18 protein-coding genes are annotated in these 15,203 nt (G+C 42.8%); 17 read left to right on the forward strand and 1 reads right to left on the reverse strand.

Annotated elements, in window-relative coordinates; genetic code table 11:
• Positions 1 to 18 precede the first annotated feature (18 nt).
• The 14 genes from rsmG (at position 19) to GTQ48_RS16250 (ending at position 11,747) form a co-directional block, all read left to right on the forward strand.
• Positions 19 to 663 (forward strand): 16S rRNA (guanine(527)-N(7))-methyltransferase RsmG, encoded by a 645-nt coding sequence (gene rsmG / locus GTQ48_RS16185; RefSeq protein ID WP_163107600.1) that lies wholly within the window; start codon positions 19 to 21, stop codon positions 661 to 663.
• Positions 664 to 676: 13 nt separating this feature from the next.
• A complete protein-coding gene (locus GTQ48_RS16190) occupies positions 677 to 1,471 on the forward strand; it encodes a ParA family protein (protein ID WP_032095243.1) in 795 nt (264 codons plus the stop codon).
• A gap of 45 nt (positions 1,472 to 1,516) precedes the next feature.
• On the forward strand, positions 1,517 to 2,395 hold the full coding sequence (locus tag GTQ48_RS16195; protein WP_032095244.1) for a ParB/RepB/Spo0J family partition protein: 879 nt from the start codon (positions 1,517 to 1,519) through the stop codon (positions 2,393 to 2,395).
• 206 nt (positions 2,396 to 2,601) lie between these two features.
• Positions 2,602 to 2,988: an ATP synthase subunit I gene (locus tag GTQ48_RS16200; protein WP_163107601.1), complete on the forward strand. Its 387-nt coding sequence runs from the start codon at positions 2,602 to 2,604 to the stop codon at positions 2,986 to 2,988.
• Between the two features lie 76 nt (positions 2,989 to 3,064).
• Positions 3,065 to 3,898: a F0F1 ATP synthase subunit A gene (gene atpB / locus GTQ48_RS16205; protein ID WP_032095246.1), complete on the forward strand. Its 834-nt coding sequence runs from the start codon at positions 3,065 to 3,067 to the stop codon at positions 3,896 to 3,898.
• A gap of 94 nt (positions 3,899 to 3,992) precedes the next feature.
• Positions 3,993 to 4,214, forward strand: coding sequence for a F0F1 ATP synthase subunit C (atpE, locus tag GTQ48_RS16210; protein ID WP_032095247.1), 222 nt, complete (start codon positions 3,993 to 3,995; stop codon positions 4,212 to 4,214).
• 45 nt (positions 4,215 to 4,259) lie between these two features.
• A complete protein-coding gene (gene atpF / locus GTQ48_RS16215) occupies positions 4,260 to 4,730 on the forward strand; it encodes a F0F1 ATP synthase subunit B (protein WP_032095248.1) in 471 nt (156 codons plus the stop codon).
• A 14-nt stretch (positions 4,731 to 4,744) separates the two neighbouring features.
• Positions 4,745 to 5,278, forward strand: a complete 534-nt coding sequence (gene atpH, locus GTQ48_RS16220; RefSeq protein ID WP_163107602.1) for a F0F1 ATP synthase subunit delta — start codon at positions 4,745 to 4,747, stop codon at positions 5,276 to 5,278.
• A gap of 13 nt (positions 5,279 to 5,291) precedes the next feature.
• Positions 5,292 to 6,833, forward strand: coding sequence for a F0F1 ATP synthase subunit alpha (gene atpA / locus GTQ48_RS16225; protein ID WP_032095250.1), 1,542 nt, complete (start codon positions 5,292 to 5,294; stop codon positions 6,831 to 6,833).
• Positions 6,834 to 6,897: 64 nt separating this feature from the next.
• Positions 6,898 to 7,758 (forward strand): F0F1 ATP synthase subunit gamma, encoded by an 861-nt coding sequence (atpG, locus tag GTQ48_RS16230; protein WP_163107603.1) that lies wholly within the window; start codon positions 6,898 to 6,900, stop codon positions 7,756 to 7,758.
• 33 nt (positions 7,759 to 7,791) lie between these two features.
• Positions 7,792 to 9,177, forward strand: a complete 1,386-nt coding sequence (gene atpD / locus GTQ48_RS16235) for a F0F1 ATP synthase subunit beta (protein WP_163107604.1) — start codon at positions 7,792 to 7,794, stop codon at positions 9,175 to 9,177.
• A gap of 58 nt (positions 9,178 to 9,235) precedes the next feature.
• On the forward strand, positions 9,236 to 9,649 hold the full coding sequence (locus tag GTQ48_RS16240; protein WP_032095253.1) for a F0F1 ATP synthase subunit epsilon: 414 nt from the start codon (positions 9,236 to 9,238) through the stop codon (positions 9,647 to 9,649).
• A 190-nt stretch (positions 9,650 to 9,839) separates the two neighbouring features.
• The gene (locus GTQ48_RS16245; protein ID WP_163107605.1) at positions 9,840 to 10,766 is read left to right on the forward strand and encodes a hypothetical protein; all 927 of its coding nucleotides are present in this window, start codon (positions 9,840 to 9,842) and stop codon (positions 10,764 to 10,766) included.
• Positions 10,767 to 10,811: 45 nt separating this feature from the next.
• The gene (locus GTQ48_RS16250) at positions 10,812 to 11,747 is read left to right on the forward strand and encodes a hypothetical protein (protein ID WP_163107606.1); all 936 of its coding nucleotides are present in this window, start codon (positions 10,812 to 10,814) and stop codon (positions 11,745 to 11,747) included.
• Between the two features lie 21 nt (positions 11,748 to 11,768).
• Here GTQ48_RS16250 and GTQ48_RS16255 read toward each other — a convergent pair whose 3' ends face one another.
• On the reverse strand, positions 11,769 to 12,368 hold the full coding sequence (locus GTQ48_RS16255) for a tRNA-uridine aminocarboxypropyltransferase (protein ID WP_163107607.1): 600 nt from the start codon (positions 12,366 to 12,368) through the stop codon (positions 11,769 to 11,771).
• 86 nt (positions 12,369 to 12,454) lie between these two features.
• Here GTQ48_RS16255 and GTQ48_RS16260 point away from each other — a divergent pair, with 86 nt between their 5' ends.
• From GTQ48_RS16260 to GTQ48_RS16270, 3 genes are all read left to right on the forward strand, one after another.
• Entirely contained in the window at positions 12,455 to 12,796 is a 342-nt protein-coding gene (locus tag GTQ48_RS16260) for an MGMT family protein (protein ID WP_163107608.1), read from the forward strand.
• Positions 12,797 to 12,842: 46 nt separating this feature from the next.
• Positions 12,843 to 14,045 (forward strand): cyclic di-GMP phosphodiesterase, encoded by a 1,203-nt coding sequence (locus tag GTQ48_RS16265; protein WP_163107609.1) that lies wholly within the window; start codon positions 12,843 to 12,845, stop codon positions 14,043 to 14,045.
• A gap of 486 nt (positions 14,046 to 14,531) precedes the next feature.
• Positions 14,532 to 15,173: a YiaD family glycine zipper/OmpA-like lipoprotein gene (locus tag GTQ48_RS16270; protein ID WP_163107610.1), complete on the forward strand. Its 642-nt coding sequence runs from the start codon at positions 14,532 to 14,534 to the stop codon at positions 15,171 to 15,173.
• Positions 15,174 to 15,203: the final 30 nt, after the last annotated feature.

The raw sequence follows: 15,203 nt of genomic DNA on the forward strand, positions 1-15,203 counted from the left end.
CAAGACAGAATCCTTTTGATGACTACACAGCAAGATTTGCATTGTATATTGGCCTCTGGACTCGAGGCCCTTTCACTCAATTTAGCCGATAATCAGCAACAACAACTTGTTGAATTTGTTTTACTTATCGATAAATGGAACAAAGCCTATAACCTCACTTCCGTGAGGTGCCCAAAGCAAATGATGGTGAAACACATTTTAGATTCACTCGCCATTGTGCCGCACTTAACCGGTGAGAATATTATTGATGTGGGAACCGGACCTGGGTTACCGGGAATGCCCTTAGCCATAGCGTTTCCAGATAAAACCTTTACGCTGTTAGATAGTTTGGGTAAACGTGTTCGCTTTATGACACAATGCGTGCATACGCTCAAACTCACCAATGTAACGCCCGTCAACAGCCGTGTAGAAAATCATGTTGGCGACAAGCCATACGATATTGTACTTAGTCGCGCTTTCGCATCGCTAAAAGATATGTTGCACTGGTGCGAACATCTGGTAGATTCAGATGGGCAGTTTTTAGCACTAAAAGGTCAATTTCCACAAAGCGAGATAGATGAAGTAAGTGATCACTTTCAAGTTGTGAACACTGAAAACATCACAGTACCGAATTTGGATGGAGAAAGACATTTAGTTTGGCTGAGAAAGACACAGCAACGTTAAAACAGGATTTAGTGTGGCAAAGGTAATCGCAATCGCGAATCAAAAAGGCGGTGTGGGTAAAACAACCACAGCGGTAAATGTTGCAGCTTCCATGGCGGCGACTAAGCGAAAAGTCTTGCTTATCGACCTTGATCCTCAAGGAAATGCGACAATGGGAAGCGGCGTTGACAAATATGAAGTCGATGCAACGGCATTCGAGCTACTTATCGAAGAAAAGCCCATCGATGAGGTCATCGTTAAAAATACCTCTGGTAAATACGATCTCATTGCAGCAAACGGCGACGTGACTGCTGCTGAAATTAAACTTATGGAAATGTTTGCCAGAGAAGTGCGCCTGCGCAACTCGCTAAAACCCGTTATCGATTATTACGACTTTATCTTTATTGACTGCCCGCCGTCGCTTAACCAACTCACTGTTAACGCATTAGCGGCATCAGATTCTGTGATGGTTCCTATGCAGTGCGAATATTATGCCCTTGAGGGATTAACTGCATTGATGGATACCATCCAGAAACTTGCATCTGTTGTGAATCCTGAATTGAAGATCGAAGGTGTTTTGCGTACTATGTACGACCCTCGAAATCGCCTTGCTAACGATGTTTCAGAGCAATTAAAACGTCATTTTGGTGAGCAGGTATATCGCACGGTGATACCAAGAAACGTTCGTCTTGCTGAAGCCCCAAGTTTTGGAACGCCAGCAATGTACTACGATAAGTCGTCGACCGGCGCTAAAGCCTATTTAGCACTTGCTGGTGAAATTCTGCGACGCAGGGACAAAACTTCGCCTTCTCAGGCAAAAGCGAGTTAAACAAAAATAAGCTGCTACCTATCAGCACATGCCATAGAGGACACTATGTCAGCACGTAAAAGAGGCCTTGGCCGAGGGTTAGATGCGCTTCTTGCTACTAGCCAATCATCGTCTCAAAGAGAACAGGATGCCGCAGAGGTTGTATCAACGAACGGTGAGTTAAGTAAAATTCCCATCGAATTTTTGGTACCTGGAAAATATCAGCCTCGTAAAGACATGTCGCCAGATGCGCTAGAAGAATTAGCATCATCGATTCGTGCCCAGGGTATTATTCAACCTATCGTTGTACGTAAAGTGGATGAAAATCGCTTTGAAATTATAGCTGGCGAACGTCGTTGGCGTGCATCCCAACTAGCGCAGCTTGATGAAGTACCTTGCCTAATTAAAAACGTGCCTGATGAGGCCGCTGTTGCCATTGCGCTGATTGAAAATATTCAGCGTGAAGATTTAAACGCAATGGAAGAAGCGCAGGCGTTAGACCGTTTAATGAGTGAGTTTTCATTGACCCACCAAGAAGTGGCTGAAGCGGTTGGGAAATCTCGTACAACGGTATCTAACTTATTGCGTTTGAATAATCTTAACGACGATGTAAAAACGTTGGTTGAGCACGGCGATATTGAAATGGGTCATGCACGGGCATTACTTGCCTTAGATGGCGACACTCAATCTGACACCGCACAAATTGTATCAGGTAAAGGACTAACGGTAAGAGACACTGAAAAGCTAGTGAAAAAGCTTTTAGAGCCCGCAAAACCCAAGCCGGAAAAGAAAATTGATCCCGATGTTCAAAACCTTATGACGCGACTTTCAGAAAATTTAGGCGCGCAGGTGAATATAGACCACAATGCGAAGGGCAAAGGAAAACTGACAATTAGCTTTAGTGATTTAGAGCAATTAGATGGAATTATTTCTAAAATTCAATAGGTTGGTAGGTCTTTGTATTATTGTTTACCGTGGCATTTTTGCCTTAGAGATGAGGTTTGTTAACAACAACGGACACTCTCCTTTCCGGTTATAGCAATAGGAAATTTTCAGAATAACTTTCAAAAAGCGTTGTACTGTTGAAAATTGTCGGTAAAACAGTATACTTCTGACGCTTTTTGTAAGACGTGAACAAGCAGCGAGATAGTGTGACAAACAAGTTAGCGAAACGCGGGTTAACCCTCGCCAAAAAAGGGCTACTTTTTCAAATTGTCACGGCCGCCATAATGGTTGTATTAGCAGCGCTTGTTGGCGGATTAATAACGGCTAGTTCAGCCGCGACAGGTGCCTTAATCAGTATCTTGCCGAAAATAGTTTTTACTGCATTTGCGTTTCGTTACGCTGGCGCGAGTAAAAATGAACTTGTTGCACGCAGTTTTAGCCAAGGTTCAAAAATGAAATTGGCGCTGACAATTATTTTATTTGTAATTGCATTTAGATTTTTACACGTTGTGCCACTTGTTTTGTTTATGGCATTTGTGATTACAACCGTTAGCCACGCGCTAGCAATGTTTCATTACGGTTCGAAAGAATAACAACGACATGAGCGCAACCGTTAGAAACACAATAACCAGTTACTAAATTTTTACACTTTACAACTTGGGTTAAACAATGGCATCTGAATACACTACCTCAGAATACATCAAGCACCACTTGACCAATGCCACCATGTGCTCAACTGACAATGGAATCGCTTTTAACAAAGCGTGTTCTGATGCTGGTTTTTGGGCATGGCATGTCGATACACTGGCATGGTCAATTGGACTTGGTTTACTTTTTCTAATTATCTTTAGAAGCGTTGCGTCAAAAGCAACCACTGGCGTACCTGGCAAAATGCAGGCTTTCGTTGAGTTGGTTGTCGAGTTTGTTGATGACAACGTGAAAAGCACCTTCCATGGACGTAGTGCACTTATTGCACCCCTTGCGCTGACTATCTTCGTCTGGGTTTTATTGATGAACCTAATGGACTTAGTCCCTGTTGACCTTATCCCTTGGGTATCTGGGTTAATTGGCCAAGCCGCATTTGGTATGGACCCGCACGACGTTTATAACAAAGCAGTACCAACCACTGACTTGAATCTAACCTTTGCCTTGGCAACAGGCGTATTCATTTTAATCTTGTTCTATTCAATCAAGATGAAAGGGATTGGCGGTTTCATGAAAGAACTGACAATGCAGCCTTTCGGACACCCTGCGTTTATCCCGATAAACTTTATTCTTGAGACAGTAACACTGTTAGCGCGTCCGTTATCACTTGCGCTACGTTTGTTTGGTAACCTTTATGCTAGTGAGCTAATCTTTATTTTGATAGCCACTATCGGTTACTTCCAGCTTCCACTACATTTCATGTGGGCTGTATTCCATATTTTGGTACTTCCACTACAAGCGTTTATTTTCATGATGTTGACCATCGTGTACTTAAGCTTGGCGTGTGAAGAACATTAAGCATTAACGAGCGCTGATTAAACCTGGAAAATTGGCGCCGTTTTTACAGAGTTTTACTTTTAACTTTAAATTTAACTTAAAATCGGAGACGTAAATGTTATACATCGCTGCTGCACTACTGATTGGTCTTGGTGCCCTAGGTACCGCTATTGGTTTCGGTCTACTTGGTGGCAAATTCCTAGAATCTGCTGCTCGTCAACCTGAACTAGCACCTCAGCTACAAGTTAAGATGTTCATCGTAGCGGGTCTTATCGATGCCATCGCAATGATCGGTGTTGGTATCGCTCTATACCTATTGTTCGCTGTTGGTGCCTAATTCTACTAACCACTTTTTTAGCGAACTTTAAGAGGAGGGGCGATTTTGAATTTTAACGCCACTTTTATAGGTCAATTAATCGCCTTCGCTGTGTTCGTGGTGTTCTGCATGAAATATGTGTGGCCACCGCTGATTGCAGCGATTGAAGAGCGTCAAAAGAAGATAGCCGATGGGCTTGAAGCTTCTGAACGCGCAGAGAAAGACTTAGAACTTGCTCAAGCGAAAGCCACTGAGCAAATGAAAGACGCGAAAGCGCAAGCAGCTGAAATTATCGAGCAGGCCAAAAAGCGCGCCAACCAATTGGTTGACGAAGAAACGCAGAAAGGCCATGCAGAACGCGAAAAAATTATCGCGTCTGGTTATGCCGAAGTTGAAGCTGAACGCAATCGTGCCAAAGAAGATTTGCGCAAGCAGGTATCTGCATTAGCAGTTGCTGGCGCGCAGCAAATCTTACAACGTGAAATCGATGCTAACGCACAAAACGACATTGTTGAAAAACTTGTCGCTGAGCTTTGAGAAGGAGATGAGCCATGTCTGAATTGACAACCGTTGCTCGTCCTTACGCTAAAGCCGCTTTCGATTTTGCCGTCGAGAAAAGTGCTGTTGCAAAATGGCAAGAAATGCTCACCTTCGCCGGTGCAGTTGCTGCTAACGATGAAATGCACGAGTTATTAACTGGTGCCGTTGCCGCTGACACGCTGTCGGACATTTTTGTGAGTGTTTGTGGTGAGCAACTCGATGAATACGGTCAAAACCTGATGAAGGTGCTGGCCGAAAATAAACGTTTAGCCGCGTTGCCTGAAATCTCTGCGTTATTTGATGCTTTTAAAGCAGATTATGACAAAGAAATAGAAGTTGACGTAACGTCAGCCTCAGCGCTGACTGACGCACAACAATCTGAACTGATTGCGTCGTTGGAAAAACGTTTGGCACGTAAAGTGAAGCTTAATTGTAACGTGGACCCTGCCCTGATCGCTGGAATGGTAATAAATGCCGGTGATACAGTAATTGATGGTTCCGTAAAGTCGAAATTGAACCGTCTAGCAGACGCGTTGCAAGCATAACGGGGATAAGAGCATGCAACTTAATTCCACTGAAATTGCTGAACTGATCAAGAAAAGAATTGAACAGTTCAATGTAAGCAGTGAAGCACGCAATGAAGGTACTATCGTCGCAGTAACCGACGGTATTATCCGTATTCATGGCCTTGCCGATGTAATGCAAGGTGAAATGATCGAGCTTCCAGGAAGCCGCTACGCAATGGCACTAAACCTTGAGCGTGACTCAGTAGGTGCTGTTGTTATGGGTCCATATGCGGACCTGAAAGAAGGCGATAAAGTACAATCTTCAGGTCGTATTCTTGAAGTTCCGGTAGGCTACGCTCTACTTGGTCGTGTTGTTAACACACTAGGTGAGCCAATCGATGGAAAAGGCGCAATTGAAGCAGCGGGTTTTGAACCTGTTGAAAAAATTGCACCAGGCGTAATTGAACGTCAGCCAGTCGACCAGCCAATCCAAACAGGTTACAAATCTGTTGATGCGATGGTGCCAGTAGGCCGTGGACAGCGTGAGCTGATCATCGGTGACCGTCAGTGCGGTAAGACTGCAATGGCGATTGACGCTATCATCAATCAAAAAGGTACAGGCGTTAAGTGCGTGTACGTGGCGATTGGTCAAAAAGCATCAACTATTGCAAACGTTGTACGTAAACTAGAAGAGCACGGAGCGTTAGAGCACACAATTATTGTTGCTGCTTCTGCCTCTGAATCTGCTGCGCTTCAATACTTAGCGCCGTATTCTGGTTGTACAATGGGTGAGTTTTTCCGTGACCACGGTGAAGATGCATTAATCGTATATGATGATTTGTCTAAGCAAGCTGTTGCTTATCGTCAAATTTCATTGCTACTTAAGCGTCCACCAGGTCGTGAAGCCTATCCAGGTGATGTTTTCTATCTTCACTCGCGTCTATTAGAGCGCGCTGCACGTGTAAACGATCAATACGTTGAACGTTTCACCAAAGGCGAAGTGAAAGGTAAAACAGGTTCATTAACTGCGCTTCCAATTATCGAAACGCAAGCTGGTGACGTATCTGCATTCGTACCTACAAACGTAATCTCGATTACTGATGGTCAGATCTTCTTAGAAACTGACTTGTTCAACTCAGGTATCCGTCCAGCCGTAAACGCGGGTGTATCGGTATCTCGTGTTGGTGGTGCTGCACAGACTAAAATCATCAAGAAGCTAGGTGGTGGTATTCGTCTAGCACTTGCACAGTATCGTGAACTTGCTGCGTTCTCGCAGTTTGCTTCAGACCTTGATGATGCGACTCGTGAGCAACTTGAGCACGGTGAGCGCGTTACCGAACTGATGAAGCAAAAGCAATATGCTCCACTTTCAATTGCTGATATGGGTGCATCCCTGTTCGCGGTAGAAAAAGGGTTTCTAAAGAGCGTTGAGCTGGACAAAATCTTAGATTTTGAAGCCTCTCTTCACTCGTATTTGAACAGCGAGCACGCTGACCTTATGAAGACTATCAACGAAACAGGTAACTACAACGACGAGATTGCCTCTAAGTTGAATGACGCATTAACTAGTTTTAAAGCGACACAAACTTGGTAATCAATGCAGCCGGTAATGTGTAATAGCATCGCCGGCAACACGTTGAGTAATCGGAGAGATAGTCATGGCCAGCGGTAAAGAGATAAAAGGTAAGATTGGGAGTATTAAAAATACTCAAAAAATTACCAGTGCAATGGAAATGGTTGCTGCGTCTAAAATGAAAAAGGCGCAGGAACGTATGGCCACCGGCCGTCCGTACGCACAAAACATGCTAAAAGTGATTGGTCACATTGCTAACGGTAACCTTGAGTATCGCCATCCTTACTTGGAAGAGCGTGAAGTCAAGCGTGTTGGTTATATTGTGGTTTCCACTGACCGAGGCTTATGTGGTGGTTTAAACACCAACGAATTTAAGCTTGTCGCTCAGAACGTTAAACAATGGCGTGATCAGGGTGTTGAAGTAGATTTCGCTGCATTAGGCGCGAAGGCTTGTGGTTTCTTCAATCGATTTGGCGGTAGCTTGCTAGCAGCCGAGTCAGGATTGGGTGATAAGCCGTCAGTGAGTGATGTAGTGGGTGTTGTACGCGTTATGCTTAAGGCGTACGACGAAGGCAAGATTGACCGAGTATTCTTGGTTTTCAATGACTTCGTTAACACCATGACACAGAAACCTGTGAGCAATCAGTTATTGCCTTTGCCAAAGTCAAAAGACGAAGAATATCAACATCGTTGGGATTACATATACGAGCCGGATCCAAAAGAAATTTTGGAATCACTAATGGTTCGTTACATTGAATCTCAGGTGTACCAGGGTGTTGTAGAAAACGCAGCGTCAGAACAAGCTGCGCGAATGGTTGCCATGAAGGCAGCAACCGACAATGCCGGCGATCTTATTGATGATCTGCAACTGGTATATAACAAAGCGCGTCAAGCTGCAATCACACAGGAAATTAGTGAGATTGTTAGCGGTGCCGCAGCGGTGTAGGCAAAGGTTTAAAAGAGATAACGAGGACAAATTATGAGTCAAGGTAAGGTCGTCCAAATCATTGGCGCCGTTGTGGACATTGAGTTTCCACAAGATGCGGTTCCAAGAGTTTATGACGCACTACGAGTTACCGAAGGTGACTTATCAGGTTTAACCCTGGAAGTGCAACAGCAGTTAGGTGGTGGTGTTGTTCGTACCATCGCACTAGGTACAACAGATGGACTACGTCGTGGTCTTTCAGTAGAAAACTCTGGTGGCCCAATTATGGTTCCAGTGGGTACGTCCACACTAGGTCGTATCATGGACGTATTGGGTAACCCAATCGACGAAGCAGGTCCAATTGGTGAAGAAGAGCGTATGTCTATTCACCGTGAAGCGCCTAGCTACGAAGATCAGTCTAGCTCAGTAGAAATACTTGAGACAGGTATTAAAGTAATCGACTTGGTTTGTCCATTCGCTAAGGGTGGTAAAGTTGGTTTGTTCGGTGGTGCCGGTGTTGGTAAAACCGTTAACATGATGGAGCTTATCCGTAACATCGCAATCGAGCACAGTGGTTTCTCTGTATTCGCCGGTGTTGGTGAGCGTACTCGTGAGGGTAACGATTTCTATCATGAAATGAACGACTCTAACGTACTTGATAAAGTATCGTTGGTGTACGGTCAGATGAACGAGCCTCCAGGTAACCGTCTTCGCGTAGCACTTACTGGTCTTACAATGGCCGAGAAGTTCCGTGACGAAGGTCGTGATGTACTATTCTTCGTAGATAACATCTATCGTTACACACTAGCAGGTACTGAAGTATCAGCACTTCTAGGTCGTATGCCTTCTGCGGTAGGTTATCAGCCTACGCTAGCGGAAGAGATGGGTGTGCTTCAAGAACGTATTACGTCAACGAAGACTGGTTCAATCACTTCAATCCAAGCGGTATACGTACCTGCGGATGATTTGACGGATCCGTCACCTGCGACAACATTTGCTCACTTAGACGCAACGGTAGTACTTTCACGTGACATTGCATCTTTAGGTATTTACCCAGCGGTAGACCCTCTAGATTCAACATCTCGTCAGCTTGACCCACTAGTAATCGGTCAAGAGCACTACGATATTGCGCGTGGCGTACAGACTGTTCTTCAGCGCTATAAAGAGCTGAAAGACATCATCGCGATTCTAGGTATGGACGAACTGTCTGAAGAAGATAAGCAAGTGGTATCACGTGCTCGTAAAATTCAGCGTTTCCTATCTCAGCCTTTCTTCGTAGCAGAAGTATTCACAGGTTCTCCAGGTAAGTATGTATCTCTTAAAGACACAATCAGTGGCTTTAAAGGTATCCTGGATGGTGAATACGACGATCTTCCAGAGCAAGCATTCTACATGGTTGGCTCTATCGAAGAAGCGCGAGAGAAAGCCAATAAAGCATAATTAGGTGGCTAGCTACGCTAGCCCTTATAATGCTTACGTACCTAATCAGGAGGTTCACATGGCAATGACAGTACATTTGGACGTAGTAAGCGCAGAAAAACAAATTTTTTCTGGTCTTGTAGAAACGATTCAAGTGACAGGTAGCGAAGGTGAATTGGGTATACACCCAGGTCACGCGCCACTTATCTCTGCTATAAAACCTGGTATGGTGCGTTTGGTTAAACAGTTCGGTGAAGAAGAAGTAATTTATGTTGCTGGTGGTGTACTTGAAGTACAGCCTGGTAACGTTACCGTACTGGCTGATACCGCGGTTCGAGCTGAAGATCTTGACGAGCAGGCAGCAGAAGAAGCCAAACGACGTGCAGAAGAGCACATCGCCAACCCAGGCGCTGACTTCGATTATGCAGAGGCAGCTCACCAGCTAGCTGAAGCAATCGCGCAACTTCGTCTTATTCAGAAGTTACGTAAATAAGCGAGCAGTTATATGAAAAAACCCGCCAATAGGCGGGTTTTTTGTTTCTTGAAAAAAGAGTAAGTATTTATTTTTTATTGCAAATATTGTTATTGTCAGGTGCTATGTCTTAAGCGTATCGTTTAAGTCTGCTCTTAGACGATTCCAGAGTACGGTTGTGTTAAAAAGTGAAAAGACGTTTGAATAAACAATGAATTTAATCCCTGACAGCAGTACGAGAAACATATTCCTGATTGCACTAGTTCCATGCTTGGTTGTTTCAGTATTAATCTTCTTCCAGTTTTTTACGGCTTACGGTTTTAACACTACTGAAACTGATGAATTTTTGCGTACGAATTTTTCATTTGGCTTGTTGATGAGTTTAGGTAGCGGCTACTTTTGGTTGTGTTTAAAGTTTAACAATTTAAATGTAATTAGCGCATTGATATCATTATTGATAAAGACTAACCGATTGAGCGAATTTAGTTTCAAGAGAAAACAACTAAGAAGCAGATACAAACTTGATGCTTTCAACGCATTAGTCGTCGCATGTATCTTAGTTACATTTTTGGTTTTTGTAGAAAACCTATTGTCAGCACCGCCTACCCTCCATCAATATGCTTATCTAATGAATACTGTTGTCTTTTTCTTCTTTTTAGGTTTAGCAATTGTACAGATAAGCTCTAACCTCAATTATCTTAAAAAGGATGTACTTGTAAATGTCTCAAATGAGACTGACCATATAAATGGATTGTTTGTAATCGTAAAGCTCGGTATGTCGTACATATCAAAACTGATTTACTTAGCGCTAGTAATACCGTTGCTTTATATTCATAGAGAAATGATGGTAAGTGAGTTACTCATTTTCTTTATATTCTTTATCTTGGTGATTTGCGGACCCATAAAAAAAACTTGGAAGTTATACTGTTATTGGTATGAACAGAAACTACGTAATTCAGACAAATTTGATGAATCAGGCTATAGTAGTCGGATTTTTTCTGGTTCAGTAAGCGCTGATACCATTGACACTAATAGTGAAAGCTCAAGTGCGAAAGGTTTACTTGAAGTTAAAAAGTATATTGCCAGTCTTAGCCTCATATTACTTTTCTGGCTTGCAGTTCATATTTTCAATAGTTAAAAAGGCAACAACGTAGCATTAATCTGTAGTGGTGCTGCTTTTCCAATGATGAAATCACAAAATATCACATTAATTCTTTACCCTATTGCACTGCTTTGTGTGCTAATAACAGTACACATACTCGTGGGTACTATCAGTATTCCCATTCCATCCGTAAATGCTCAGCGAGACTTCAATACTGCACTAGGTATTAGCTTATTGACTTGTTATTTCTTATTTGCTCTGCGCTATATTCATAGAAAAGTGGCGCAGAACTTAGATAAAATGTTAGAGATGAATCGGCAGTACCAAAGTTTCTATTATCATCGCAGCGAAATATCTCGAAAGTTTAAACAGCATCTAATCTGGTCAACATCGATTGGGTTTATTATGCCTATTGTTTATATGGTTGCAGAAGGTGTAATCACGCGTATAAATGAACCAGAGGTGTTTTTTATCGCTGTTACCGCTATTCCTTTCTGGGTGCTTACCTCTCTATTCTGCCTTCAAATTTTAACCAATAGCCAATATTTAAGAACCCTGTCGAAGGTAGTAGAGAGAGAAAGCCTATCAAAACAAATTTCAGTGCTACAAAATTTGCTTACGTTTGGATTAACCACAGCTTTTACTTCATTATTTGCGATGGCGATAATGCCTGTATTTTGGATTAATCAACCCGTACATGTATCTGACTTAACGGTAATCTTTATCTTTGGTACGAGCTTTTCCTTGATTGTTCTGTGGCCCATGCTGCAGCTAATTAGGCGCTTGAAATCCTTGTCGCAGCAATTGATAGCTGCTAATGAACAGGAAATAACAAAGCTTATACAAAGCGCAGATTCTAATAAAGCGAGTAGAAAAATAGAAGAATTATTGAATGAAATGGAAAGATACAAAGCACCGCTAACGCGAGGTCATGCTGTGTATTTGAATTTTTGCTTTTTACCACTCCCTTTTTCATGGCTTCTTTTATCTGTTGTAGAGTTTAGTTTCACCTACTAAATCTATTTAATCATTATCGTTTTATTCATTACCACGACGATGAGACTTCGGACCTTGCCAATGCTGCTGCATCGCTTGCTGTGCATTATGTAATGGGGCTGCGTCGGTGTTAAACGCATATGATAAAGTGTACGCGACAGCCTCTAGGGTAGATAACGCGTTACTAACGCGGGTATGCCGAATGGCGTAGTGAGTGTTAGGTGCTTCACTGAAATGATAGGCGGGTAGTGTTTGAAGCCAACTGTATTTTTGCATCATACCAAAAGCTTGTTTCCAGCTTCCATCTATAAAAATAACGGTATCTACACCCTTAAGCGGTGTTACTAAATTACTTTCTATCGCTATACTTTCTTCACTAGGGTAAATAACCGCCGAATTTGTTGCATTGCATTGCTTATGCAGCACATTAACGGCCTCAGAGTCCTCTGTACTGATAATTTTTGCTGTTGGTATACACAATGATACTAAGCGTGCCGTATTCTTCGCGTGCTCTCGTTCTTTTGCATGCTGTAAAATGACCACATTCACAGGTACGCTAACGATGTCTATATTGCTACACACACAGGTGGTTTGTGGGTAGTTGCATGACGGGCAGTAAATTCTTAGCGAGTTTTTTGACATGGTCTTGATAAGCAGCTATTTGATAGAAGTCAACACCTGTGTAGTTTATCGGTAAATACAGTAGTTAGGAAGATTGTTTAATATACATGACAGAGATAAACACGGTAAAATTAAGAATAGAAAAGACACTGTCACTGGTCCCTACGGGAAACGTCGTTAGCTACGGTCAACTCGCTGATTTGTGCGGTTTGCCAGGAAGAGCGAGACTAATGGGAAAGTGCTTAAGGTCATTAGATGGTCAACACAATTGGCACCGAGTGCTAAGAGCCGATGGTAAAATAGCATTTCCTCAAGGTTCAGAGTTAGCGCACGAGCAAAGTACACGTCTTTTAGATGAGGGAGTGTTGGTAAAAAATGGCAGAGTCAGGATTAAAGATTACGGTTGGCAACCAGATTTGTATACCGTACTTTCTAAATTAGAGTATTAGTTAGCTTAGCCACACCTTTGTAGTTATCGAGAGCGCAGTACAACGAATGCTAAAAAAAATAAGTATTGATGAATTAAAGCCGGGTATGTTTGTTCATAAGATTCTTGAACAGAAAGGCTCGTTGGCGGTAAAAAACCAGGGTAAAGTGACTTCGCAAGACGTAGTAAAGCTGCTTAAAAAGCAAGGTGTTAGAATACTTGCTATTGATACCGATAAAGCATTCACGCCAGTGCCAGAAAAGGGCGAACATGAGTCCTCCTCAGTAGCACCTCACTTGGCAGAAAAAAGCGCTGCAAAGAAGTCGAATGTTTCATTAGAGAGTGAGCTTACCAGAGCAGAGAAACTACATACTCAAGGTAAAGCAATACAACAGCTTTTACTTAATAATGTCAAAAAAGAAACTCCTTTCGATGCCAGTATCCCCAAGGCGTTTTCCAATAAACTCGTAGAGTCGGTAGATAGAAACCCCGATGCACTACTGTGTTTGACGAAAATTCGTGAAAAAGACGACTACCTTCTCGAGCATTCATTAAACGTTGCTATTCTGCTCGCTAATTTCGCAACATTTATGGGGATGTCTGAAGAAGAAGTACAGGACCTATCTTACGCAGGCTTTCTTCATGACTTAGGAAAAATAAACATTCCCGACGAAATTCTACATAAGCCGGGAAGGCTTACCGATGCAGAAATGGACGTGATGAAAAGTCATGTGAATCACGGTGTTGATTACTTGCAGAATACTGATGTGGCAAAGCCCTTAATTCAAGCAATAAGCGAACACCACGAGCGTTTAGATGGACTCGGATACCCTGCAGGTAAGAAAGGTGATGAAATAAGTACAGCAGGCCGGATGTTGGCCATTGCTGATATGTATGATGCCTTAACTGCTGATCGGGTCTATAAGAGTGGCATGTCCAGTCAGAAAGCGTTTTCTATATTGATGAACGATGCCCCAACAAGGCTAGATGTTGCGCTAGTACAGCAATTTATAAAATGCTTAGGCGTTTATCCCGTGGGAAGTCTGGTGCTGTTGTCAAACGACCGATTGGCTATGGTGCTAAAACAAAACGACTCTCCGCTTTCCCCTATTGTTAAAGTATTTTATTCAGTGAAAAGCAGTCATTATTTAACGCCCAAGGATATTGACCTCTCAAGCGATAACTCATTAAAGATTCAAAAAGCGGTTATTGCGTCAGACTACAAGATAGATGTGAATAGCTTCTTTGAGCGCTCAGTGTCTATCGGCTAAGCATGCTATTATCCACTTCCCCCACTCTTTTTATTTAATACGCCCTAGTAAGGTGTTGTTAATGAGCAACAGTTGTTAGTTAGTATGTAGAGATTACAAACGATTGTGCGTTGAAAATTCAGATATGTTTACTTTTTACAAGAATCTAGCAACACCTCCATGTGATAATGCGGTGTTAATCGTGGGTTCAGCTTCATTCATTTAATCTAACCCTATACGCCGTCAAGCCTTTAGCTATAAAGGGGCGACGCAAACTTAGGGAAACCGATAAACGCCAGGTATATGCCCGCAGCAATTGAAAGTGGATCAATTATTGCTGCTAACTGTAAATAAGCAAGTTTATATACAAGTCAATTTATTACCGTCGGACGTGAACAAAAAGTTTCATATGACGACTAATAATGATGAATCAACAGAGCGCTTGGCAGGTACGTTAATCGTTTATTTCAATAAACGATTACAGCGCCAAGCGAAAAAGAGGACGTTATGAAAAAAACATTAGCTGTAAGTATGATTGCTGCTTCACTCACCGTTGCAGGCTGTGCGACCGATCCGAACAATACACAAAAAGGTGCCGCAATTGGCGCTGTGTTAGGCGCTGTGCTAGGAAAGGCAACGGGCGATAACGACAAAAGTCGATATGCATGGGGCGCCGCGGTAGGCGCCATTGCTGGTGGTGCAATTGGTAACTACATGGACAAGCAGGAAGAAGAGCTGCGTAGCGAGCTATCTGATACAGGTGTTCAAGTTGTCCGAGAAGGTGACAATCTTCGCCTTATACTGCCTGGCGACATTACCTTCGCGACTGACAGCTCAAGTATTAGTACAAGCTTTAATCCGGTTTTACAAGACGTCGCAAAGGTAGTGAACAACTACGAGAAAACCGTGTTAATGATTAAAGGCCATACAGACGACGTTGGTGCTGAACAATACAATCAGTCTTTATCTGAACGAAGAGCCGGTGCGGTGAAAAATCAGCTTATCAACTTTTCAGTGAATTCAACGCGTATCACGACAGTCGGTATGGGTGAGTATTCACCGAAAGTGCCAAACAACAGTGCGGCCAACCGTTCGATGAACCGTCGTGTTGAAATGGAAATTCAACCACTGACACAATCAAATACCTAATTACAGGGGATATTTGGTGAAAATAGAGTC

This window comes from Alteromonas genovensis, assembly GCF_010500895.1.
Lineage (GTDB): Bacteria > Pseudomonadota > Gammaproteobacteria > Enterobacterales > Alteromonadaceae > Alteromonas > Alteromonas genovensis.